Here is a 25,129-nt window from a genome sequence, read left to right as displayed (position 1 = left end):
AAAGGACTTCTGGAACTTTGTTGTTTACCGGGTTTGTCAATTTTTTATTGATTAAAACTTTTCTTCCAGCTTTCCACCAATTCTGAGAAACGGGAGTATTCAAAAGTCTTATTTCTTATCTTACCTACAGAGAATATCCCTTTCTCGTCAGAAATCATTAAAATTTCTTCAGCTTTCTGAGATTCAAACGCGATAATCTCGTGTTCCTGGATATCGGCAAGGTTATTTTTATGTAAAAAAGTAACAAAATTTTCCATCAAAGGAGAAATGTAGGCTCCTTCAGTCTGCTTTGGTACTTTAATAACGTTACCTTCCAAAAAAAGAAGATTTCCCACAGTGGTACGTGCAATTCTCTTATTAGGGTTCAACAGAATCACGTCATCAAGGTCGTTTTCCTGCGCATAAATTGCTCCGTAGATATTTTCCGGACAGTGAACCCTGATATTGCTAAGAAGGTTATTATTAACGTTAATTTCTTTAATCAAATCCAATTCCAAAGGTCTTTCATGAACTGCCAGCACATCTGTCATTTCTGAAACTTCGTAAAAATAGGAAACAGAAGACTTTGCCAATGTCACTCCATCATTATTTCTGAATACCTGGAAATTGATAATTCCGTTCTTGATTCCTTTACCTTCAATAATTTCTTTTTGAAAAAGGATCTGGAAAAACTCCAGTGTGTAAGTCAGAGGAATATTCATTCTCATCTTTCTCATGGAAGCCATCAGAAAAAAATAGCATTCTTCGTCCATGATCAATCCACCATTTCTTACAAAGAAAGAAACCTTCACTGAATCTCCCCAAAGAAAGGCTCTGTTATTTACATTTAACTCGTCTGATGTAAAATATTGATTTTCCAATTTTTGATGTGATTTATTTACAAAAAAATAATGAACGATAAATCGTTCATCAGTTTTATCATTTAATACAGCCCGGTATTACGCCGCACCTAGTTTTATTCTTAGGTTCTCAATAAGATTTTCCCAATACATTGCATTTTCCTCTTCATCACCTTCTTCACAGAAATCTGTAATATTCAAAGCAAGATCTTCTGTAATATCATCAATTGTGATTGTCATTTCAAAGAAATTTTTTGTTCCTTCATCTTCTTCCCATCTGAAACGTACGAAACCTTCTGGCTTATATCTGATCAAAGTGGCCTTCTCAGCAGGTCCTCCGCCCCAGCTAAAAAAGAAATCATCGCCTTTCTCTGTTACCTCATCCGCAAACCATTCAGACAATCCCTCCGCAGTTGCCAGATATTCATATAAAATCTCTGATAAACAGTGCATTGGAAATTCGTAATGGACTTTATGTTTCGCCATATAATCTTTGTTTTATCGTCCCGCAATATATAAATTAATTTTTTTATTACGCAAAAAAACAATTACTTTTTTATAGAATCTGTATGATATTTATCACTGGATTTAAATCTTTATTATATTAAGTTTTAACGCCTAATGATGCCATGTAAAGCATAAAAAAATCTCTCCATTTCAGAGAGATTTTATCTTTAATTTTCGTTCAGAATATCAAGAATAATCTGACATCCTTCCCTGATTTCGTCCTTCGATAATGTAAGCGGCGGAGAGATTCTCAGGTATTCATTTCTGTACAGCTGCCAGAAAACCACCAAGCCTCTTTCCATACATTTTTTGGCTACTTCAAGAGTATATTCCGGTGTTCCGAGATTTACAGCAAGCATTAACCCTTTACCGTTGATATTTTTAATTTTTGGATGAACCAGAAGTTCTCTGAACAACTGCTCTTTCTCTTCCACTTCATTCATCAAACCGCTTTCCAGTACTTCTTTTAAAGTAGCATAACTTGCTGCTGCAATGAGTGGATTTCCTCCAAAAGTGGTAATGTGGCCAAGTTTAGGTGAATGTGAAAGGGTTTCCATAATTTCTCTTGAGCTCATAAAAGCTCCTACAGGAACTCCTCCTCCCATTCCTTTACCCATTACCAAAATATCCGGAACGATTCCAAAGTGTTCGAAAGAGAATAACTTTCCTGTACGCCCAAATCCCGGCTGTATTTCATCCAAAATCAGAAGAGCTCCTACTTCCTCACATCTTATCTTCAGTTTGATCAGATAATCGTTATTTGGAACCAGAAAGCCAGCTGCTCCCTGAATCGTTTCAAGAATAACACAAGCGGTCTTTTCTGTGATTTTATCGAAATCTTCTTCATTATTAAATTCAATGAAAGAAACCATCGGCAGTAAAGGGCGGAACTCTCTTTTGTGGGTTTCGTTTCCTGAAACACTTAAAGCACCATGAGTATTTCCATGGTAGGAATTTTTAAAGGAAACAATTTCTTCTCTTCCGGTATATCGTTTTGCCAGTTTCAAACTTCCGTCAATGGCTTCAGCCCCGCTATTCACAAGGTAAGTAACTTCTAAAGGACCCGGAGTGGCTTCTGCAAGCAGTCTGCATAATGCGATAGGTTTTTCCTGCGCATATTCTCCGTAAACCATGACATGAAGATATTTATCCGTCTGCTCTTTAATCGCATTCACAATTTTAGGATGTGAATGCCCCAGTGTGTTGGCAGAAACTCCTGCTACAAAGTCAAGGTATTTTTTTCCGTCTGTACCGTAAATATAGCTCCCTACTGCTTTCTCTACTTCAAAACCTGCAGCAAATTTTGTAGTCTGAGCCTGATATATAAAAAAATCTTTATGCATTTCCATTGTCTCCAAAAATTTCAGCAAAGCTATAAAAGATTCATTAAACGCTGAAATTAATCCACAAAAAAGACCAGTGAGTACTGGTCTTTTGTATTATTTTCTTGTTCGTTTAGGCTTTTTAGCTTCTTCTTTTGCTTTTTCATCGTCTATCGCTTTCTGCGCTTTGTCGAAGAGTTCACTGTCAGCTGTATAATGTATTTCCTCATTGTTCGGGGTATCTACAAGAATATCCTGCCACTTTCGGATCCGGTCTTTGGTATTCCAGTTAAAATCCGGAAATTTCCTTTTTGAAGGTTCAATCTTACTCATCGGATAAGTATCTGAATTGGCACCAATACTACATGAAATAATCTGCAATGCTCTTTCTTCAAACAATGCTCCGATAATTCCACAGGTAGAAAGGGTAATTCCTATTCTTTCCGGTTTTTTGGTTTCCTGATCAGTATCATCCACATATACGATAGACTGGGCATTTCCAACTACTCTTGCTTCTTTAATGGCATTTTTCTCATAGTAAACCGTCATAAATTTTCCTTTCACCTGATTGAATTCATCTTTCAGGGTCAGAGAATCTACTTTACTGATCGCAAATGCATTTCCGATTACTTTTAATGAGTCTATATCTTCCGTTTTGGTATTAAAGTAAGCTTCTACTTTATCTCCGGTTACCTGTTTTTCACCGCTCCAAAGAATAGGGTTGGTATACATATGCATAACGCCGTCTGTTTCATTGAAGGCAATAGAATCTGCTCTTCCCTGTGCATTGGACTTATAAATACGGGCTTTTTTAAAGGCTCTTAAGTAGCTTTTCTTAACTTTTATATCCAGCGAATCCGGTCTTTGATAAGAGATAATTTTTTCTGATGCAAAATAAATGGAATCTTTTTCCATCACTTTCACTGCATAAGGGTTTTTCGTCATCATTGCGGAGTCTTTTTTCTCAAAGATTTCTCCGTAACCGCCTTTTATATATCTTCTTTCTTTGGGATCATCAAGGGTTACATTTCCTGTTGCTTTACCGAATCCTGTAATCTGATTGTAGTACATATCATCACCAGTAAGGATTTTCTCATTATAAAATATCCTGGAGTTCTTGGTTAGAAAAGCCTCCTTGGAATCCATTTTATAAGTCCCTTTTTCCGTATAGATCCTGTTTCTTGGATTGGTTTTACTGGTAATGGTTGTAGATCCTAAGAAATCAGCAATCTTCGTATTTTGATTCTGTTTGATATTCGGACCTTCTATGGTATATTGAGGGGTTTCAATTTTAACGTTTCCAGTAAGATCTACTACTCTGGTATTCAGGAAATAGGTTCCTACTTTGGCGTAGGTTACATTCTGACCGTCAGAGATTGTTCCCCCTGTATTAAAATAAGCCTGATTAGCCAGCCTGTCATAATACAGAATATCTGTTTTTATGGTTTGTTTGGGGTCAGTTAAGACAACGTCTTTTCTGGCAACACCTTTTTGGGTATTGGCATCATATTCCATTTCTCCCGCTGTTATTACAGAGCCGTCTGTATTTTGAAGTCTTGTATTGCCTATAGCTTTTACAAAGTTCTCTTCATTGTACAAAACTACTTCATCCGCAGTAAGAATGGAGCCCTGATGTTCTATCTGAACATGTCCGGTAAAATATTGATTCCCCTCATATTTTTCAGGGTTTTTCTTGATTTCGTCTGCGTGGATGATCTTTACTTTATCTTCAGGTCTTACCTGCGCCTGTTTAGGCTGGACAGGATTCTGTAAATACGGATCTCTTTTCACAGGAGTTTTATCCTGCGCCAAACTCAGCGTAGAAATAAAGATTAACAGAAAAAGGATTATTCTCATTAATTAGTCATTCTTAGTGCCATAAAAATATAGCGAATGAGAATCAATTCTTACGCCAAACGCTTCTTCGATGGCTTCTTTGATTCCTTGGATTCTTGGGTCGCAGAATTCAATAATTTCTTCAATCTCTTTGTCAGAGTCTTTTTTGTAGATCACCAGGTGGTCATGCTGTTTGTCAAAATAAGACTTCTCATAAGATGAAGAGGTCAATGTCTTTTCTCCGAACTGATGCTTACGGATCAGGCCTGCATCAAGGAAAATTTCAATAGTGTTGTAAATGGTAGCTTTGGAAACATGGTATTTTTTCTGCATCATCAGAAGATACAGATCATCAACATTAAAGTGATGATCCATATTATAAATCTCTTCCAATATCGTATATCTTTCAGGTGTGTTTCTGAACCCTTTTTCTAATAAGTAGTTTCTTAAAACATCCTTGATCAAAGCTATATTTTTTTCTTTTTGTATTGTATCCATTAAAAAAATTATCTACAAATTTATTGAATTTTATTTAAATAGATAGTATGGTTAATGCTAGTGGGTTAAGAGTTGTGACGGAAATATCCGGACTGCTCGATCTTATTATCGTAAACTGTTAATTCTGTAATCGGTGCAGATTCTACTTCAACGTTGTGAGAAGATACTCCCCAAGCCTTAAAGTCATCACTTCCGATATACTTCACAAAGTTATAAATGTTAAGAATAATCTTTTGTTTAACAGTTAAAAGTATATCGTTGATATAAGTATTATCTATGATCACATATTTAAGATCCGGCGGTATTTCGTGAGCTCTTAAAGATGGGTGGCTGCTTCTTGAAGGAATGGTTCCGTCTGCCATTAAATCTTTAAGGACCATATTGAAATAATCGTTGATTCTTCGGTCTACTTTGAATCCTAAAAGGAAGTTGATTTTATATACTGTCCCGGGAAGAATTTCGTCTACCGTATATCTGAAAGTATATGGATCTTCCTGGTTTACGATGCTCAGGATAAAGTAATGGTCTGCTCTTTTCGGCTGTTTTTTGATGATGGAATAGATAATTTTTGATTCTACTTCATCATTTCTTTTTGCTCTGCTCAGGTATGCAAGGTTTGTAGCATATTTCGGGATTGTTTCATCCAGCTTCATGTCTTTAAGGATAGACACATATTTTTCAATTTTTACAAACTGGATAAATCTTGTTTTGATCAATCGTCCGTTATACCATGCATACATAGAAAGTCCAATAGAGCCAGCTAAAACAACAGTGATCCATCCTCCTTCCATGAATTTGATAATATTCGCACTGAAGAAACCTAGCTCGATCGCCATGTATACTAATGCGAAAAACAAAATTAATATTTTACTTACTCTGTGTTTCAGCAACCAGAATACCAGCAGGACGGTTGTCATCAACATCGTCACTGTAATGGAAAGTCCGTATGCAGCTTCCATCTTTCCGGATTCCCTGAAGTGAAGAACTACAATGATACACAGAATAAGAAGTCCCCAGTTGATTCTTGGGATATACATCTGTCCTTTAACTCCGGAAGGGTAATCAATTTTTTGATTCGGCCAAAGGTTAAGAGACATTGCTTCTGAGAATATAGTGAAAGAACCTGTAATCAATGCCTGGCTGGCAATAATTGCAGCGGCTGTTGCTAAAATTACTCCCGGGATGATCATCCATTCTACCATAATTCCAAAGAACGGGTTTACTACGGAGAATCCAGGTTTGTTGTAATTGGTCAAAAGCCATGCTCCCTGTCCAAGATAGTTGAGAATAAGCATGATCTTAACGAATGCCCAGCTTATTCTGATATTTTTAGCACCACAGTGTCCTAAATCTGAATACAATGCTTCTGCTCCTGTTGTACAAAGGAAAACAGCTCCTAAAATAACAATTGCACTCGGTGAGTTGACAATAAGCTTATAAGCGTAATAAGGATTGAAAGATCTTAAAATCTCAAAATTCTCGCTCAAATGCATAACTCCCAAACCTCCTAATACCAGGAACCAAACAACCATTACCGGACCAAAGAACTTCCCAATGAAGCTTGTTCCGAACTGCTGTACCACAAAAATGGCAATCAGGATTCCGATTGTGATGGGAACAACGGGAGTGTGCGGGTTATAAATTTCAAGACCTTCAATAGCTGACATTACCGTCAGTGATGGGGTAATTACTCCGTCCGCAATAAGTGCTGCGGCACCAATAATGGCAATGAGATACAACCATCCTTTTTTGAGGTTTCTTACTAATGAAAACAAAGCAAGAATTCCTCCTTCGCCTTTGTTATCTGCTCTCAAAGCAATGATCACATATTTGATTGTAGTCTGGAGAGTAAGGGTCCAAATAATACAGGAGAGCGCACCCTCTATGTATTCATTGAATGGCATATTACTCCCTTGAGATCTTGCATTCACAATTGCTTTCATTACGTAAAGCGGAGAGGTACCAATATCTCCAAAAACAATTCCTAGAGACACTAAAACTCCCATAAAGGAAAGTTTCTTTATGTCGAAGTGGTAGCCATCTTCTGTAACTTCTGCCATATCAGCTTAATTATTTTAAAGGCGCAAATTTATACTAATTTTATGACGTCAAGAATTTTTCTTCATGAATATAATAAATGAAAAAACTTCCTTTCGGAAGTTTTTCTCTATAACTATTTTACGTACATCGCTTTTTTGATTTCCTCTTTCACTTTTTCAAGTTTAGGGAACCATTCTGCAAACAATGCTGCAGAGTAAGGTGCAGGTGCATCAGGAGTAGTAATTCTCTTGATTGGAGCATCTAAATAATCAAATGCTTTTTGCTGTACCATATAAGTAATTTCAGAAGATATAGAAGCAAATGGCCAAGCTTCTTCTAAAATAACCAATCTGTTTGTTTTTTTCACGGATTCTAAAATAGTATCAAAATCCAGAGGACGAACTGTTCTAAGGTCGATAACTTCTACAGAGATTCCTTCTTTAGCCATATCTTCAGCAGCCTGTAAAGCAAGCTTCATGATTTTACCGAAAGAAACTAAAGTAACATCTGTACCTTGTCTTTTGATATCTGCTTTTCCTAATGGCAAGTAGTATTCTTCTTCAGGAATTTCCATTTTATCTCCATACATCTGCTCAGATTCCATGAAAATAACCGGATCATTATCCTGAATTGCAGTTTTCAACAACCCTTTCGCATCGTAAGGATTTGAAGGAACCACTACTTTAAGGCCGGGAATGTTTGCAAACCAGTTTTCAAAAGCCTGAGAATGGGTAGCTCCTAATTGACCTGCAGAAGCTGTAGGACCACGGAAAACGATTGGACAATTCCACTGTCCACCACTCATCTGACGGATTTTTGCAGCATTATTGATAATCTGATCAATTCCTACCAATGAGAAATTGAATGTCATATACTCTACAATTGGTCTGTTACCATTCATCGCAGCACCAACAGCAATTCCTGTAAAACCAAGCTCTGCAATTGGGGTATCGATTACTCTTTTAGGACCAAACTCATCCAACATTCCTTTTGAAGCTTTGTATGCACCATTGTATTCTGCAACTTCTTCCCCCATTAAAAAGATAGATTCGTCTTTACGCATTTCCTCGCTCATTGCCTGTGCAATTACCTCACGAAAAGTATATTCTGCCATATTTATTCGAAAAATTTAGACTACAAAAATAGTGTTTTTTTATTATACACATCATAAAAAGCCTTCACATTTGAATGATGAAGTGATAATATTAATTTTATTTAAAAAGTATTTTCTGCATCCCTACACTGTTCATTGTTGTTTTTTCAAGGCCGTGAAAAAAAACTTTCCCAGGATTCATTTACATATAAAAATGGCATCTCATTTCTGAAATGCCATTTAAAATTCTATTTAAACTTAAATTAATTAGCTTTTTCCCAAACCTGGGTTCTTCCTAATAATGATAATCCTAGGTATCCTCTTACGTTTAGCTTATCACCGCTTCTTGTAATGGTGCATTTATAACTTTTTCCACTTTCCGGATCTGTAATTGTTCCTCCGGTGAATTCGTCTCCATCTTTTGATAATCCTCTGATAATTTCCAACCCAATAATTGGTTTTCCTTTTCTGTCATCTTTACAAGCTACACAGTTAGGATTATTTGCTTTTGCCAATAATTGGGAAATTTTCCCATAATATTTTCCGTCTGTCTTTTTAAATATCTCGACAATAGACCTCGGCTGTTTTGTTTTATCATCTATCGTTTTCCATTTGCCTTCTATCTGCGCAAATGTAATTACGCTGAACAAGCAAAGTACGAATGTTAACAATAATTTTTTCATATTTCTTATAGTTTTAATTTTATACTACATTGTTATTTACACATTGATAAAAATATAAATTAATTTTAAACAAACAAAAACTTTTGTTATACAAAGCATAAAGAGGTAAAGAAAGATAATAAAACCAATTCAGAGCTTACCTTTTCAGTCTTAATAAAGCTTCCTGTTAATTACCCTATCCATATAATCCTGATACCACGCTTTAGCTGTTTTCTTTCCGGCTTCCACTTCAGGATTCTTAACTTCATTTATCAAATTTTTTTCAAGGCTCAGATCAGATTTATCATAAACTCCAATGATTTCTTTGCCATCAAAGCGGTAAATATAGTTCCCGATCATGAACTGATCTGTACTTCCATCGGAATTGACAACAAGAAAAGGATATTTTTTATCGCTTACCAAGCTTCTCCCCCAGCTTCTTATTGGTTTGTTATATCCGATAAGATCTGCCAGTGTAGGATAGATATCGGCCTGCTGTGCTATTTCCTGACTCACTCCTTTCAGCTGATATTCAGGATTGGGAGAATAGAAAACCAATGGAACAGCATAATGGTTCATTGCTCTTTCATATTCAGGATAATATACCTGATTGGTATGGTCTCCCGTGAAAACGAAGATCGTATTATTGTACCAAGGCTGCTTTTTAGCGGTTTCAAAATATTTTTTGATAGCGTAATCCGTATACTGTATCGGCTCATGCATTTGTATTTTCCCTTTTTTAAATTTCCCGTTATATTTTTCAGGGATTTTAAAAGGGTGATGTGATGAAGCGGTAAATACAGTAGTCATAAAAGGTTGTTTCTTCCCTACATTTTTAGCAAAATACTGTAAGAAAGGCTCATCCCAGATTGCCCACATGCCGTCAAAGTCTTCATCGTGGTTATATTCTGTTTTTCCGAAATAATGTTTAAATCCTAAAATATTTCCAAATCCAAGGAATCCCATAGAACCATTCGGTGCCCCATGATAAAAAGAAGTATCGTAACCCAGATCATTACATACGGAAACTATGGACTGAATTTTCTGGTTGGAATACGGAGATCCTGTAAATGCATCAGTAAGACTCGGAATTCCTGCCAATACACTGCTCATCCCGTGAATAGACTGTCTTCCGTTCGCAAAAGTATTGGGAAATATAAGACTTTGACCAGCCAGACTATCCATAAACGGAGTGTAAGAGACATAGTCTTTAATGTTTTTATCTTTATTAAAAGCACCGGAATATTCTCTCCCGAAAGATTCTACAATAAAAATAACGATATTGGGACGGTTCTCTACTTTTCTGTCGTATACTTTATAAGGGTGCACATTTTCTTCAATATATTTTTCATCTACGAAATGAACTTCCTTAAAGTTGTTGGTATTTAAAGTTCTGAAAAAGGAGAATGTACTATTCAGCACCATATTTCCCTGCAGCGGATTTTCTACAAAACGGGTAGCATCCACCATATTGATAGGTCTTGTACTGTGCTTAAAATCTCCTCTGATCCCACCCACAACCAACACTGCTGTAATACATAGAGTAATAATGGAAGTCAGAAAATAAGGAATCAGCTTTGAAGGCTTCACATCCTCTACTTTTACTCTTTTGTAAAGGAAGACCCAAAGGATCATCAAAACTATATACCAGATCAGTACAAAAGGGTGTTCTCCCACAGAGATCATCAATGTTTTGGAAACATTAGATTCGTGTTCTGCTACCTGAAATACTGCTGAAGTAAGCCTTGCCTGCGCAAATTTATAGTATATGAAATCTCCGAAATTCATAGCATAAGCAATCCCGTTGGTAATGAAATAAAGCCAGAAAAGAATTTGTTGAAAAACTTTCTTCGTATTGATTACCAATGGCAATAAACTAAGAAGTATAAATAAGGCATTGACATACAAAATTGCCGTGGTATCGAAAGCCGTACCATGAAAAGCCAGCTTTATATATTCTGAAACAGAATCAACTTTAATCAGATCTTTATTAAAATACCAGAATAAAAGTCTGGCTATCTGATAAAAAACATAGGCCAGAAAAATCCTGTAAACGAGTGCCAGAACTTCCTGTTTTCTCAATCCTTTTAAAAATTTCATGGAGCAAATTTACATCAAAATCACTTTAATGCATTTTTTAGTTCAGATTATTTTGAGTTAGAATTTCTAAAAACTGTAATTTTGTGTCTATGAATTTTATAAAGAATAATCTGGCCAATGCCTTAACCCTGGCTAACTTATTTGCAGGCTGTATAGGTGCAATACATCTAATTCTAGGAGATTATCAGACTACAGCGATCTGTCTTGTTCTCTCTTCTATTTTCGATTTCTTTGATGGCTTTGTAGCCAGAGCTGTAAAATCAAGCTCCAATCTGGGACTCCAGCTGGACTCTCTTGCAGATATGGTGAGCTTTGGATTAATCCCCGGACTTACTATGTATAAAGCACTTGAGCCATTTGGTGCTGAGCTTCTTGGCATTCATTTTCCGTTTGAGATCAAGTATCTGGGATTAATTGTCACTTTATTTTCATGCCTGAGGCTTGCTATCTTCAATCTTGATGAGGAACAGCGCTATTATTTCAAAGGATTGAATACGCCTACTAATACCGTTTTACTGTTTGGTCTTTATTATGCATTTAAAGAAACAGGAGCTTTCAGCTTTTTATTTGATAATGAACTGCTATTGGTTCTGTTGACTCTACTTACCTCATGGCTTCTGATCAGCCCGATTAAGATGATGGCAATGAAATTCAAATCCAAGCAATTAAAAGATAATTACCCAAAAGTGGTATTATTGGTAGGAGGAATTGCTATACTTTCCCTATTTCAGATTGTAGGAATCCCTATGCTCGTTATTTATTATATATTCGTGTCTCTTATTTTTCAGGGACAGTTAAAATAATTTATTTTAAGTAAAATACATTTCAAATTATTAATGATCAACATGAATTTAAAACTCCATAAACCGCTTTGTATTTTTGACCTGGAAACGACAGGAACCAATATCGGAAAAGACAGAATCGTTGAGATTTGTATCTTAAAAGTAAACCCTGATGCCTCCAGAGAAAGCAAAACATGGCGTGTAAACCCGGAAATGCTTATTCCTAAAGAAAGCAGTGAGATCCACGGGATCTATGATGAAGATGTAAAAGATGCCCCTACCTTCAGGGATATTGCTTCTAAAGTAATGGAAATGATTACCGGAAGTGATTTGGGAGGATTTAATTCCAACAGATTTGATGTTCCGCTTTTGGCAGAAGAACTTTTAAGAGTAGGAATGGATTTTGATCTGAGTAAATTCAGACTGGTAGATGCCCAAACAATTTTCCATAAGAAGGAACCTAGAAATTTAGGCGCAGCTTATCAGTTCTACTGTGGAAAAACATTGGAAAATGCCCACTCTGCAGAAGCTGATGTAATGGCTACTTTTGAGGTACTGGATGCCCAGGTAGGAAAATATGACGATATCCCGAACGAAATAGCACCGCTAAGTGAGTTTACATTCCATAATAAGAATGCGGATCTTGCCGGATTTATCGGATATAATGAAAAAATGGAAGAAGTTTTCAACTTTGGAAAATATAAAGGCCAGGGTGTGAAAGCGGTATTCCAAAAGGATTTAGGATATTTCGGATGGCTTCAGAATGCTGATTTTCCGTTGTATACAAAGAAGGTTTTTACAAAAATTCAACTATCAAGCAGATTTTAAAAATGTCAGAACTTGTTCGTTTTAAATTTTATGAGACTGCCCTTGAAGCTAACAGGGACAAACAGATATTGGCTGAAAATGACATCAACAGCTTTATTGCCAATGAACAGCTTATCCAGTCGGATTGGCTTCTGTCACAGGCTGTAGGCGGTATACAACTGCAGGTTTTTGAAGAAGATCTGGAAAAAGCCCAGCAGACACTACAGGATTATAAAGACAATGAGCAATATTCTCTGGAAGTAGAACATACTATTGAAGACCCTGAGTTTGATTTTGTCTGCCCGAAGTGTGGTTCCAATCATATTTACAGAGATGACAGTGCCACCAGCTTCTTTGGGATTTCTTTTCTGACGAGCCACAAATTCAAATGCTATTATTGCGGGAATGAGTTCACCCGTGACCAATAAAAATTAACCAATCATCTAATAAAAGATGGCTTCGTTCTTTGCAATGACGAAGTAAAAAAAATAAAAAGAGTTATGAAAATCATCTGCATAGGAAGAAACTACAGCGAGCATGCCAAAGAATTAGGAAACGAAATTCCTGAGAATCCTGTTATCTTTATGAAACCGGATACAGCAGTTCTTAAGGGAAATGATTTTTACATCCCTGAATTTTCAAATGATATTCACTACGAACTGGAAGTGGTATTAAAAATTTCCAAAGGTGGAAAATATATCCAGAAAGAATCTGCCAATAAACATTATGAAGAGATAGGTCTGGGAATCGATTTTACAGCCAGAGATCTTCAGAGTGAACTAAAATCAAAGGGGCTGCCGTGGGAACTTGCCAAAGGTTTTGACGGCTCTGCTGTAGTAAGCAGTTTCTTCAAAAAAGAGAATTTCAGCCTTGATAACCTTCAATTTTCGTTATTAAAAAATAAAGACAAGGTACAGGATGGCAACACCAAAGATATGATGTTCAATTTTGATGATATTATTGCCTTCGCTTCTCAGTATTTTACATTAAGAGTGGGTGATCTTATCTTCACAGGAACTCCAAAAGGAGTTGGAAAAGTAGAAGAAAATGATATTCTGGAAGCTTACCTTGAAGAGGAAAAAATTCTTGACATTCGAGTAATGTAATCCATTACAAAGATTTCATATCGGGTTATACCATACAACCTTAGAATTTTAGATTCTGTTTAAAAAACAATGAAGCCATATTTGCATATGGCTTCAGTCTTTCATTTGTAGTAGATATTAAAATTGTAAAAAAGAGATTATGATTTTGTTATGAAGTCAAATGAAAGTAATTCTTAACTTATAATGATTTAGCAAATTAATTCCATAAAACCTTTACGGGTAAAGCAAAGATCTTATGAACATGTTATTATGTTATTTAAGTCTCTTTACAGAAATTGCTATTTTTCTGATATCATCAGCTGCAGCAGTTGTATTATTATTATCTATGAATGGATAATAAGTTGCTTGGTACCAGTGATTATTTACCCAAAGGTTTACCGTTTCTATTTCTGTATGGCCAGTTACAGGGCTGGTATAACTTCCAGGTGTACTGCTGGTAGTCATATTTACTCCAAATCCGTTATAAATACCATCATCAAGGTTAATGAAATCACCAGGTCCTAATAAGATGTTATTCGTTCCATAATTCTGAACACTTGAGGCTGCAGCAAAATTCACCTTTATATTACCTCCTGAAACATTAACCACACGAGGGATCCCAGAAACAGTTCCTGCACCTCCAACAGCAGCAATAAAATAAAAATCAAATTTCATCCCATCCACTACTGGTATGTTTGCAGCATAATTGCTTAGATAATTCGTCGTAACAGATGTTGTTGCGTTTGTACCTCCACTTCCTATATTGCCAGGGGCTTGCCCAGACCAGTAGATCTCCTCACCAAGAGAAATTGCGTTTCCGGCTCCCACTGCTGCACTACAGCTCTGGCCGCCGATATTAATGGGAAAAGTGGTAGTTACCGGGCTGGATACTGTAGGGGTTCCTGAAACAGTATAATTCAGAGTCCCTGCTCCATTGTTAAAATTACCTGATGATAATGTAGCTGTAAGTCCATTAACAGGTCCTATCGTCTGTGCACCAAAGGTGCCTCCATTTCCTCCGGTATAAGAAATACTCATTGCACCAGTATAGGGAACACCCGCTGTATAAGTAGCAGGAGAAAGTGATGCTCCATCACAGTCAATGGCACCTAAAGTTCCGGCAATAAGAAAAGAGTTGTCAAGAGCTCTCCATTCTGTCCCGTTCCAGAAAACATATCCTTTATAATTAAGGGAAGGCTGAGTTCCAAGATTAAATACCAATAATCCAACTGCAGGATTAGGAATCGTAGTTACATCTGTAGCTGAAGATAAGGAAATTCGGGGGGCTAATATTCCTTTGTTTGTAGAAGTCACATCCAAAATGGCTGAAGCATTAGGGACTACCGTACCAACTCCAACACTTCCCGTAGAAGTTACGACAAAGTCATTGGCTTGTTGTGCTATTGTAGGAACTCCACTTACTGCATTATCTTTTGCACCGTCTACATTCAAAATACCTTGAGGGTTTGTCGTATTAATTCCGACTTGGCCAAATACAGCTATTGAAAAAAAACTGAATGGTAAAAATAATTTCATTTTTTTCATTTTTTCATCTTTTAATTATAATCGCGAAGATTATTCTATAAATAATTTTTAAAGTGTTGATGCAATTTTAAACCAATCATATCTGGAAGACAAAATAAGAACCCTTACTTAGATATAACAACCCATTTGACGCTTAAAAACATTTTACAAAAACTTAAAAATCAATAAATTAAAAAATCTAGATTTTTTTCATAGAACCATTTTAAACTTTCAAAATAAAACTGAAAAAGGCTAATATAATATTTATGTAATATCCTTTTTGAGATCATTATTTCTAAAATTGTTCAAAAATGAATTTGTTTTTATCAAAAATCAAATGAAATACAGCTTCATAAATGATCAATAAAAGGTCAAAATATTATTGTTGAAATATTAAAAAAAAACTACAAATACAGGAATATAGTGTAATTTATAAACAACCGTATGGTTATATAATTCTATGCTTAATCAGCTTATTTTCAGATTAGGTCAATTAAGAAATCTAAATAGTTATCTTATATTTTATTGAGAAAATTGAAGATTCCGGGAAAGGATAAAAAAACGGTAATCTTAGTATTGATGGTACTCAGAAATTAATATTATGAGTTATTTAACATCAACTTTGACAAATTTTTCTTATCTTTAGGTAACAAAATTAGAGGTTATGATAAATATTGTATTACCCGTAGATTTTGGGGACAAGACAGACCAGCTGGTAGACGGTGCCATAAAATTTGCAAAACAGCTTAACGGCAGAATTTACCTGATCCATGTAGCGCCATCAGATATCGGCTTTGCTATTGGAGATATGGGATTTCAATATTTTCCGGAAGTGGAAGCCAACGAAATAAGAGAAGAGCTGGTACAGCTTAATAAGATTGAGCAAAGAATCATTGCCCATGATATTGATTGTGAGCATCTTTTAAAACAGGGGCTTGCCAAAGATATTATTCTGGAACATGCAAAGGCAAAAAATGCAGACTATATTGTGATGGGATCACATGGCAGAAGCGGAATTTATGATGTGTTTGTAGGAAGCTTAACAAAAGGAATTACAAAAAGTTCAAGTATTCCTGTTCTGGTACTTCCAATTCACGACTAAAAAAAGAAAATTTTAATCGTTAGTAATAAAAAAACCGATCAAAGCATAATGTTTGATCGGTTTTTTACTATATAACCAATTAATTAACCTTCTTTTTTGTAGATATTCGGATCGTAGTAAGGATTCTTACCTTCCGTTGGAGAATAATAGTCTTTATCTTTGTCTCCACCTAGTGTAACCACCAGCACGTAGCACCAATAAGTAAATAGTACACAGCAAACTATAAATAGAATCCAGTTTAAAACATTTCCAAACGCATCAAAGAAACCGAAAGTCCATTTGAAAACTTTGCTTAAGAATAGAAAGAAAGACGTCATTATTTTCCTTTTTTAAATTAACTTTGTACAAATTTATAAAAAATGTTTAAATTACTTTCAAAAGAAAGCAATATTTTTTCAATTCCTGTTTATATTGGTTTTCTTCTTTTAGTAGTCGTAATATTTAACATACTGAATTTCAACACTTATGAAGCTATAGTTGCCGGAATAACTTTTCTGGGAATTGCTTTGGGATATTTTTGTTTTCACAGTATTGCTCTTAATTACCAGACCCATCTGCCATTATTCTTATATACTTTTTTTATTTTTGGGCTGTATCCCGGAAATCTGGATATAGGAATTGCTGTTTCACTGCTTACCAATTCCTTTCTTATTCTTCTTCTGACCAGTGCGGATGAAGATACCAGGAAGAAGTCATATGTACTGGTAGGAGCCATTGTAGCACTGAACTTTATTTTCCTTCCTACTACCTGGCCGATGGCTGTTTTTGTAATCATCCACGTGATTGCTACTTCCGCTAAAATAACACTGAATATTTTCAGATTTTTGCTGGGAACCGTCCTCATTACATTCAGTTATTTTTCTGTGATGTATTTCGTTCAGTTCACTTCCTGGAATATAGATTATTTTCCTTTTGGAAAAATGAAACCTGTAACAGATTATACGGAACTTCTGCCATTGATACCTGTGGTTCTGATGCTTATTTATGCAGTATATGACCATTTTAAAAACTATAATAAGAAAAGTCCGATAAGCAGATACAAGTATACCTTTCTGCTGGTCTTTTCTGTAGCACAGCTTATTTCCATCATCCTGTATATGAATAAGAGCTATGAATATCTGCTTCTTCTGGCATTTCCTTCAAGTATTATTCTAAGCAGAATGATGAGATTTTTACCCAAATACTGGATGCGTGAAGCCGGTGTATGGCTTATTATTATTAGTTTACTGACCTTTAAAGCAGGTACAGTTTTTGATTTATTTTAAAAAATTATGATTCAGATAGACGATAAATTGATTTCTGAGGAAATTTTTTCCGAAGAATTTGTTTGCAACCTTACGAAATGCAAGGGTGCATGTTGTGTGGAAGGAGATGTAGGAGCTCCGTTGGACAAAAACGAGCTTGAGATATTGGACAGTATTTTCGATAAGATAAAGCCTTACCTTACTCAGGAAGGAATCAAAGCCCTTGAAGAACAGGGAACATGGACTACTGATCCGCACGACGGAATGTATGTTACTCCTATGGTGGAGAACCGCGAATGTGCTTATGTAACGTTTGATGAAAAAGGAATTACCAAGTGTGGTATTGAAAAAGCATATGAAGATGGTGCTGTAGACTGGCAGAAACCTATTTCCTGCCATCTTTATCCGATCCGTGTTACAGAATATTCTGCATTTACCGCATTGAATTATCATGAGTGGAATGTATGCAGTGATGCCTGTACCCTTGGAAAAGAGCTTCAGGTTCCTGTCTATAAGTTTTTAAAGACTCCACTGACGAGAAAATACGGTGAAGAATTTTATACTGTTCTGAGCGAAGCTGCTGAAGAATGGAAAAAAGAATATGGTTCTTAACCGGTCAGGATTTGAATTAAATAACAAAAACCGCAGACAAATCTGCGGTTTTCTTATTTCTTAAAGTTTTAAAAAACGGATTAATTAGATGTTCCTGCTTTTTTTGTTTCTTCTTTTTTAGTTTTTTCCCACCCATCTTCCGGCATTAGCGTTGCTATATTTTTTTCTTTTGTAAGGTATTTTTTAGCAACAGCCTGAAGATCTTTTACAGTAAGTGCTTTTACTTTATCCGGATAATTCAGAATAGCATATTTATCACTGCCGTCTACCTGATTTTGAGAAATTCCCTGTAACCAGAATCCGTTGTTTTTAAGGCTTGTATTATATTCGTTGTATTCTCCTTCTTTGTATTTATCAAGGTCTTTTTGCTCAGGGCCTTTGTCTATCAATTTCTGCAGTTCAGCAATTGCACTTTTTGTAAGCTTATCTGCATTTTCAGGGCCACAAGGGAAATTAACACTAAAATCGTAGGCACTGTATGGAATTTTCATGAAACTTCCATTTGCTCCGCCTCCATAAATGCCACTTTCGTCTTCTCTGAGTTTTTCAAGAATTTTAATGGTAGCTACTTCACCAAGAGCTGAAAGGGCAAATGCTTCCTTCTCATTATAAGGAGCTTCTCCACTATAGGAAATTGTAACAAGGCTCTTCGGCTCTTTTCCTTTTTTATAAACTTTTGTATATCCTCCTTTCACAGGTCTGTACCCCGTATCTTTAAATGTAGATGATTTTCCTGTTGCAGGAAGTGATGCAATATACTGCACTACTTCATTTTTAAGCTGTGCTTCATCTATGTTTCCTACAAAATAGAAGTGAAAATTGCCCGCATTGGCAAATTTCTGTTTATAGATATCATACGCCATTTTATAATCTGTATTCGCCCAATCTTTTTCTGTTGGTTCCAGCCCGGTAAATCTTGGATTTTTCTGATTGATAAATTTTGAATATTCATTAGAAAAATAATATCCTGGATCTGAATCCACATTGGCCAGCATTGCAGATTTCTTTGCTTTATAGGCGTTGAATGCATCAGGGTTGTAATTTAAATCTGTAAAACAAGCATAGATTAGCTCCATAGCTGTTTTTAAATCTTTTTTCGAGCTCGTTCCGGAAACACCTTCTGCAGATCCACCGACATAAGAGCTTACACTAACCTGTTTTCCCGCAAGATAATTCGTAAGATCTGTTTTGGAAAGCCCTGCTAATCCGGCTTCCAGTAAAGCATCGAAAGCGAACTGTGTTTTAATATAACCGGCGTCCGGAATGACTGATGCTCCACCTAAACTTATCGCTGTAAAAACAATTTCATCATCTTTAAAATCTGTTTTTTTGAAAGTAACTTTAGCTCCGTTATTTAATGTCCAGGTGGTTGTTCCTAATTTTGCATCTGCTTCTGTTTTAATAATTTTCCCCTCAGATTTGAAAGGTTTTATTAAGCTTTCAGCTTTAGCTTTTCCTTCATAAGGTTTAAGATCGGCCATTTTCACCGCGTCAAAAGTATTCAGAACCATAGCCTCTGTTGGCATTTTAATATTATCTTTTTCCGGTCCTGTAATCACGATCACTCTGCTGTCATCCTTTACCAGCTTTTCAATAATTCCATTGGTTTGTTCCAGTGCTACGGTTGGAAGGACTTTTTTAATATGGTCATATCCCCAGGTAATTCCAGGAATGGGTTCCTGTCTTAGGAAATTGCTTACATATCCATCAATCAGATCACCACTTTGGTTTTTGTCCTTGTTATTGTAAGCCCATTCATAAGAAGAAAGCATCTGTTCTTTTGCTCTGTCTAATTCAGATTGGGTAAATCCGAATCTTTTTGCCCTTTCCACTTCTTCCAAAAGAACTTTCAATGCATTCAGCTGATCACCGTCTTTTGTGGCAGCCGATCCCTGAAATGCTTCTTTGCTTCTTGCATAAGTTCCTCCGTGGTATACAGCACCATAAGTAAAGGGAGGATTTGTGGAATTAACCAGTTCGGCTAATCTGCTGTTCAACATAATATTCACAAGACCTTCTATAAGGCTTTGATCATACTGCTGAACAGTTACATCGGGTTGATAAGCTTTAGAATCTTTGATGATAAACTGTACTCCGGAACCTGTAGCATCAGGATCTGTCTCAATAGCTACGAGTGCTTCTTTATGGTTTGGAAGGTCAAAAGATTTTCTTTCTTTAGGTTGGGAAGGATTTTTATATTTGCTGAAATTATCCTTAATTTTTTTCTCGATTTCATCTACATTGATATCTCCTACCACTACAATTGCCATCAGATCCGGTCTGTACCAGTCCTGGTGGAATTTTCTGATAACATCAGGTTTGAAGTTTTCAATTACTTCTTTTTTCCCAATCGGAAGTCTTTCTGCATATTGAGATTTGTATAAAAGTTTCGGAAGGTATTTATCCATCATCCTTTTATCCGGCCCAAGACCTAATCTTAGTTCTTCCAGTACTACGCCTCTTTCTTTATTGATCTGTTCGTCAGAAAGTGTTGCATTAAATGCCCAGTCTTCCATCACTTTCAGGCCGGCATCGAGATTACCGGGTTTATCCAATGGAACAGGAAGCATGTAAACTGTTTCGTCGAAACCTGTAGAGGCATTAAGATGCTGTCCGAACTTTACCCCAATAGACTGTAAAAAGTCTACTAATTTATTATCCGGAAAGTTCTTGGTTCCGTTGAAATTCATGTGCTCCATAAAGTGAGCCAGTCCTCTTTGATTTTCTTCTTCAAGAATAGATCCGGCATTGATCGCCAGACGGAATTCTACTTTTTTCTCAGGCAGAGCATTTTTTTTGATGTAGTACTTCATTCCATTGGAAAGAGTACCGATTTTTACAGAAGGATCCACAGGGATGTTCTGTCCATAGACATTTACTGACATCAGAAAGATGACTGAAAACGAAGATAATATTTTTTTCATCTGCATTATTTTTTGACACTCAAAAATATCATTTCTCCCTACAATTAGCCTTTTACAACAGGGTTAAATTCAAGTTAAAAAATTTAAATATTACAAAATGAAAATAAATTATTGCTTTTATATTGATAAAAACGATTTTTAGTTTAAAATATCCACAAATAATATTAAATAGACTAATTAAAAATAAGTTCATTTTCATCATTAAGCTAAAAATTGCCATTAATCATCATTATATTATTCTTACTCAACAAAAAAAACCGCTGTAAAATACAACGGTTTTTTTTATTTTAAGAAAAAAATTAATTAGCAGCGCCTGCTTTTACAGCTGTGACTTCTGCTTTTTTAGGTTCTTCTTTTTTGGACTTTTCCCAACCATCTTCCGGCATTAAGGTTGCCACGATTCTTCCTTTTGTAAGGTATTTTTTGGCAACATCCTGAAGGTCTTTTACAGTAAGCGCTTTTACTTTATCCTGATAATTAAGGATATCATATTTATCACTTCCGTCTAACTGGTTTTTAGCAATAGCATTCATCCAGAACATATTATCTTTAAGTTCTGTTTTGTTGTCATTGTACTCTCCTTCTTTGTACTTATCCAGATCTTTTTGCTCAGGACCATTATCAATAAGCTTCTGAAGCTCTGTAATAGCACTTTTCGTCAGTTTATCTGCATTTTCCGGCCCACAAGGGAAGTTGATCCCGAAACTGTAAGTACCATAAGGAATTCTGTTCATGCTACCTCTGGCACCTCCACCATAGATACCGCTTTCATCTTCTCTCAGTTTTTCGATCACCTTGATGGTAGCCACTTCTCCAAGAGCAGATAATGCTAAAGCTTCTTTCTCATTGTAAGGAGCTTCTCCACTGTATGAGATAGATACCATACTCTTTGGATCTTTTCCTTTTTTGTACACTTTTGTATACTCTCCGGTCATCGTTCTGTATCCTGTATCTTTAAACATGGTGGTTTTTCCTGATGACGGCAGACTTGCAATATACTGCAGTACTTCATCTTTAAACTTTGCCTCATCAATATTTCCTACGAAATAAAACTGGAAGTTTCCGGCATTGGCAAATTTCTCTTTGTAGATATCGTATGCTTTTTTATAGTCTGTATTTGCCCAGTCTTTTTCCATTGGGAAAACCCCGATAAATCTAGGATTCTTCTGATTCATGAATTTTGCATGCTCATTAGAAAAATAAGCCTGAGGATTCGACAACAGGTTATTCAGCATTGCTGACTGTTTTTCTTTGTACGCATTAAAGGAAGCCGGGTTATAATTTAAGCTTGTAAAATAAGCATATATCAATTCCATAGCTGTTCCCAGATCTTTTTGAGTAGTTCTTCCGGAAATTCCTTCAAAAAGATTGGTCACCATAGGATTTACTCCCACTTGTTTACCGGCAAGATAGTTGGTAAGATCTGCTTTAGAGAATCCACCTACTCCAGCTTCTGTGAGTGCAGAGAAAGCAAACTGTGTTTTGTTGTAATCAGCATCCGGAATAAGGGAGCTTCCACCCAGACTTCTTGCTGTAAATACAATTTCGTCATCTTTGAAATCTGTTTTCTTGAAAGTTACTTTCGCTCCGTTGCTTAATGTCCAGGTTGTTGTTCCCAACTTGGCATCTGTTTCTGTTTTAGCGATTTTTCCTTCAGATTTGAAAGGTTTTATTAAGTTTTTGATCGTAGCCTTTTCTTCATAAGGTTTAAGATCTGCCATCTTCACTGCATCAAATGTATTCAGTACCATTGCTTCTGTAGGCATGGTTACATTATCTTTTTTAGGACCTGTAATTACAATCACTCTGCTGTCATCTTTCACCATTTTCTTGATGATGTCATTGGTTTGTGCAAGAGTAACCGATGGTAAGAAAGATTTGGTATCTTCATATTCCCATGCAATTCCGGGGATGGGTTCCTGCTCCAGGAAGTTTCTTACATACTCACCTACCAGCATGTCACTTTCTGTTTTATCTCTGTTATTATAAGATCTTTCGAGGTTTGAAAGGATCTGAGATTTCGCTCTGTCCAGCTCAGACTGCGTAAACCCGAATCTTTTGGCTCTTTCTACTTCTTCCAAAAGAACCTTCAGTGCATTCAATTGATTTCCTTCTTTTACCATGGCAAATCCTTGGAAAGCTTCTTTGCTTCTTGCATAAGTTCCTCCGTGGTATACAGATCCGAAAGTAAAAGGCGGATTTGTAGAGTTGATCAATTCTCTCAATCTGTTATTCAACATCGTGGTTGAAAGATTTTCTATAAGACTCTGATTGTATTGCTGAATAGTTACATCAGGAGTATAAGCCTCTGTATCTTTCATGATAAACTGTACCATAGAATTCGTAGCATCAGGATCTGTTTCAATGGCTACAAGTGTTTCTTTATGATTCGGAAGATCAAAAGATTTTCTTTCTCTGGGTTTTGAAGGATTTTTATATTTACTGAAGTTATCCTTGATCTTTTTCTCAATTTCATCTACGTTGATGTCTCCAACCACGATAATCGCCATCAGATCCGGTCTGTACCAATCCTGGTGGAATTTTCTGATCACATCAGGCTTGAAGTTTTCCAATACTTCTTTTTTACCGATCGGAAGTCTTTCTGCATATTGAGATTTGTATAAAAACTTCGGAAGGTATTTATCCATCATCCTTTTATCTGCTCCAAGGCCAAGTCTCAGCTCTTCCAGTACTACTCCTCTTTCTTTATTGATCTGCTCATCGGAAAGTGTTGCATTAAACGCCCAGTCTTCCATTACCTTCAATCCGGCATCCAGATTTCCTGGTTTATCCAATGGAACAGGAAGCATATAAACGGTTTCGTCAAAGCTGGTGTAAGCATTAAGATGCTGCCCAAACTTTACTCCGATGGATTGTAAAAAGTCTACTAATTTATTATCCGGAAAGTTTTTGGTTCCGTTGAAGTTCATATGCTCCATAAAGTGAGCCAGTCCTCTTTGATTTTCGTCTTCAAGAATAGATCCGGCATTGATCGCCAGACGGAAGTCTACTTTTTTCTCAGGTAAGGTGTTTTTTTTGATGTAGTACTTCATTCCGTTGGAAAGGGTACCGATTCTTACGGACTGATCCACAGGGATATTCTGTCCAAAGGCATTTGCAGACATCAGGAAGATGACCGCAAATGAAGCGAATACTTTTTTCATGGTATTTGATTTTATTTACAGCCTAAAACTACCAATTATTCACAAGGTGAAGAAATCATAAAATCTATTTTATAGTTAAATTTGAGTTAAAGTTATTAATCAACAAAAAAACCGGGAAATTCCCGGTTTTTATCTCTTAAAATAGTATTTTTTATTTAAAATCAGCATCTGTAACTCCAGAATTGATTACTACTTTGGTAGTTTTAACAGTCATTTTCTGACCTGCTCCCTCAGCTTCTACTTCAGCAGGGAACTGTAATCCATCTACAGTCATATAACTTTTAATTGTTGCATTTCCTTCTGATGCATTTGTTTTATACAAAAGTCCGGTTCCTGCATCAAAATAGAATTTTCCTTTATCTGAAGACAGTACATTATAGTCTTTTCCATCCAATTTCTCCGTAGATACCGCCTGGAAATTAGAAGCATCAAAAGCTAAAGCATCGATAGGTCTTCCTTTTTTCAGATCTCCAATTTTATCAGCAGGAATATCTGTTTTCGTTCCCATCTGATCAAAATATCCTTTCTCACCGTCAAACAGCTGAACCATTTCTTTCCCCATAAAGGATTGTACGGATTTGAATTTATTTCCTAATTTTTTAGTTGTCATTTTGATTTCCATTCCCTGCACAGCAACCGTGTTATCAGTAATGGTAGATTTTACAGCATCCAGTTTATCTTTTCCTCCTAATGCTTTGAAATAATTATCCAGAACTTCTTTAGGTGTCAGTTTTGATTTTACAGCTTCTGTTTTAGCAGCAGCTGCAGTCCCTTTTTTCTGGGCTGCTGCCGGTACTGAGAATAGTACAGCACAGAAAAACGGTATGATGATCTTTTTCATATTTATAATAAAGTTTATTGGGTAAATATAGGAATATTGGCGGACATATAGGATAGGCGGAAAATATTTAATAAATGATGAATGATAATTGATAGATGATTGGTGATGATGATTGATTAAACTTTAGATATGATACATCATAAAAAA

21 protein-coding genes are annotated in these 25,129 nt (G+C 36.0%); 7 read left to right on the top strand and 14 right to left on the bottom strand.

What is annotated here, in order from left to right:
• Positions 1-44 precede the first annotated feature (44 nt).
• From LKL37_RS12605 to LKL37_RS12565, 9 genes are all read right to left on the bottom strand, one after another.
• Complete coding sequence (locus LKL37_RS12605; protein ID WP_431610917.1) at positions 45-860, bottom strand: aminotransferase class IV; 816 nt, start codon at positions 858-860, stop codon at positions 45-47.
• Positions 861-938: 78 nt separating this feature from the next.
• Entirely contained in the window at positions 939-1,325 is a 387-nt protein-coding gene (locus LKL37_RS12600) for an START-like domain-containing protein (protein WP_034696870.1), read from the bottom strand.
• A gap of 188 nt (positions 1,326-1,513) precedes the next feature.
• Entirely contained in the window at positions 1,514-2,689 is a 1,176-nt protein-coding gene (locus tag LKL37_RS12595) for an aspartate aminotransferase family protein (protein WP_431611212.1), read from the bottom strand.
• Between the two features lie 96 nt (positions 2,690-2,785).
• The gene (locus LKL37_RS12590) at positions 2,786-4,525 is read right to left on the bottom strand and encodes an OstA-like protein (protein WP_431610916.1); all 1,740 of its coding nucleotides are present in this window, start codon (positions 4,523-4,525) and stop codon (positions 2,786-2,788) included.
• A gap of 3 nt (positions 4,526-4,528) precedes the next feature.
• A complete protein-coding gene (locus tag LKL37_RS12585) occupies positions 4,529-5,002 on the bottom strand; it encodes a Fur family transcriptional regulator (protein WP_089689882.1) in 474 nt (157 codons plus the stop codon).
• Positions 5,003-5,067: 65 nt separating this feature from the next.
• Positions 5,068-7,062 (bottom strand): KUP/HAK/KT family potassium transporter, encoded by a 1,995-nt coding sequence (locus tag LKL37_RS12580; protein WP_431610915.1) that lies wholly within the window; start codon positions 7,060-7,062, stop codon positions 5,068-5,070.
• A gap of 113 nt (positions 7,063-7,175) precedes the next feature.
• A complete protein-coding gene (locus tag LKL37_RS12575; protein WP_089689880.1) occupies positions 7,176-8,156 on the bottom strand; it encodes a pyruvate dehydrogenase complex E1 component subunit beta in 981 nt (326 codons plus the stop codon).
• A 242-nt stretch (positions 8,157-8,398) separates the two neighbouring features.
• Entirely contained in the window at positions 8,399-8,818 is a 420-nt protein-coding gene (locus tag LKL37_RS12570; RefSeq protein WP_431610914.1) for a DUF2147 domain-containing protein, read from the bottom strand.
• Positions 8,819-8,968: 150 nt separating this feature from the next.
• The gene (locus LKL37_RS12565; protein ID WP_431610913.1) at positions 8,969-10,897 is read right to left on the bottom strand and encodes an LTA synthase family protein; all 1,929 of its coding nucleotides are present in this window, start codon (positions 10,895-10,897) and stop codon (positions 8,969-8,971) included.
• 89 nt (positions 10,898-10,986) lie between these two features.
• Between LKL37_RS12565 and LKL37_RS12560 the strand changes: the two genes are divergently transcribed.
• The 4 genes from LKL37_RS12560 (at position 10,987) to LKL37_RS12545 (ending at position 13,592) form a co-directional block, all read left to right on the top strand.
• Positions 10,987-11,700: a CDP-alcohol phosphatidyltransferase family protein gene (locus LKL37_RS12560; RefSeq protein WP_431610912.1), complete on the top strand. Its 714-nt coding sequence runs from the start codon at positions 10,987-10,989 to the stop codon at positions 11,698-11,700.
• Between the two features lie 42 nt (positions 11,701-11,742).
• Positions 11,743-12,507: a 3'-5' exonuclease gene (locus LKL37_RS12555; RefSeq protein ID WP_413929062.1), complete on the top strand. Its 765-nt coding sequence runs from the start codon at positions 11,743-11,745 to the stop codon at positions 12,505-12,507.
• Positions 12,508-12,509: 2 nt separating this feature from the next.
• Positions 12,510-12,914 (top strand): DUF2007 domain-containing protein, encoded by a 405-nt coding sequence (locus LKL37_RS12550; RefSeq protein WP_431610911.1) that lies wholly within the window; start codon positions 12,510-12,512, stop codon positions 12,912-12,914.
• A 72-nt stretch (positions 12,915-12,986) separates the two neighbouring features.
• The gene (locus LKL37_RS12545; protein ID WP_431610910.1) at positions 12,987-13,592 is read left to right on the top strand and encodes a fumarylacetoacetate hydrolase family protein; all 606 of its coding nucleotides are present in this window, start codon (positions 12,987-12,989) and stop codon (positions 13,590-13,592) included.
• Positions 13,593-13,844: 252 nt separating this feature from the next.
• Here the strand turns inward: LKL37_RS12545 and LKL37_RS12540 are convergent, their stop codons facing one another.
• Positions 13,845-15,107 (bottom strand): hypothetical protein, encoded by a 1,263-nt coding sequence (locus tag LKL37_RS12540; protein WP_431610909.1) that lies wholly within the window; start codon positions 15,105-15,107, stop codon positions 13,845-13,847.
• Between the two features lie 652 nt (positions 15,108-15,759).
• Here LKL37_RS12540 and LKL37_RS12535 point away from each other — a divergent pair.
• Positions 15,760-16,197, top strand: coding sequence for a universal stress protein (locus LKL37_RS12535; protein WP_431610908.1), 438 nt, complete (start codon positions 15,760-15,762; stop codon positions 16,195-16,197).
• An 83-nt stretch (positions 16,198-16,280) separates the two neighbouring features.
• Here the strand turns inward: LKL37_RS12535 and LKL37_RS12530 are convergent, their stop codons facing one another.
• A complete protein-coding gene (locus LKL37_RS12530) occupies positions 16,281-16,514 on the bottom strand; it encodes a DUF6341 family protein (RefSeq protein ID WP_034696859.1) in 234 nt (77 codons plus the stop codon).
• Positions 16,515-16,556: 42 nt separating this feature from the next.
• On the opposite strand from LKL37_RS12530, the gene LKL37_RS12525 reads away from it, so the two are divergent.
• Together LKL37_RS12525 and LKL37_RS12520 are read left to right on the top strand one after the other, a co-directional pair.
• Positions 16,557-17,462 carry a DUF6427 family protein gene (locus tag LKL37_RS12525; RefSeq protein ID WP_431610907.1) on the top strand — a complete coding sequence of 302 codons (906 nt, stop codon included), beginning with the start codon at positions 16,557-16,559 and terminating at the stop codon, positions 17,460-17,462.
• Positions 17,463-17,468: 6 nt separating this feature from the next.
• Positions 17,469-18,053, top strand: a complete 585-nt coding sequence (locus LKL37_RS12520) for a DUF3109 family protein (protein ID WP_034696856.1) — start codon at positions 17,469-17,471, stop codon at positions 18,051-18,053.
• Positions 18,054-18,133: 80 nt separating this feature from the next.
• On the opposite strand, the gene LKL37_RS12515 is transcribed toward LKL37_RS12520, so the two are convergent.
• The 3 genes from LKL37_RS12515 to LKL37_RS12505 form a co-directional block, all read right to left on the bottom strand.
• Positions 18,134-20,977 carry a M16 family metallopeptidase gene (locus tag LKL37_RS12515; protein ID WP_431610906.1) on the bottom strand — a complete coding sequence of 948 codons (2,844 nt, stop codon included), beginning with the start codon at positions 20,975-20,977 and terminating at the stop codon, positions 18,134-18,136.
• 299 nt (positions 20,978-21,276) lie between these two features.
• Positions 21,277-24,141, bottom strand: a complete 2,865-nt coding sequence (locus tag LKL37_RS12510) for a M16 family metallopeptidase (RefSeq protein ID WP_431610905.1) — start codon at positions 24,139-24,141, stop codon at positions 21,277-21,279.
• Positions 24,142-24,292: 151 nt separating this feature from the next.
• A complete protein-coding gene (locus tag LKL37_RS12505) occupies positions 24,293-24,982 on the bottom strand; it encodes a hypothetical protein (protein ID WP_431610904.1) in 690 nt (229 codons plus the stop codon).
• Positions 24,983-25,129 lie beyond the last annotated feature (147 nt).

Origin of the sequence: Chryseobacterium sp. 'Rf worker isolate 10' (assembly GCF_050753305.1) — a bacterium.
Taxonomy (GTDB): domain Bacteria; phylum Bacteroidota; class Bacteroidia; order Flavobacteriales; family Weeksellaceae; genus Chryseobacterium.
This window is presented reverse-complemented; position numbering and strand designations above follow the sequence as displayed.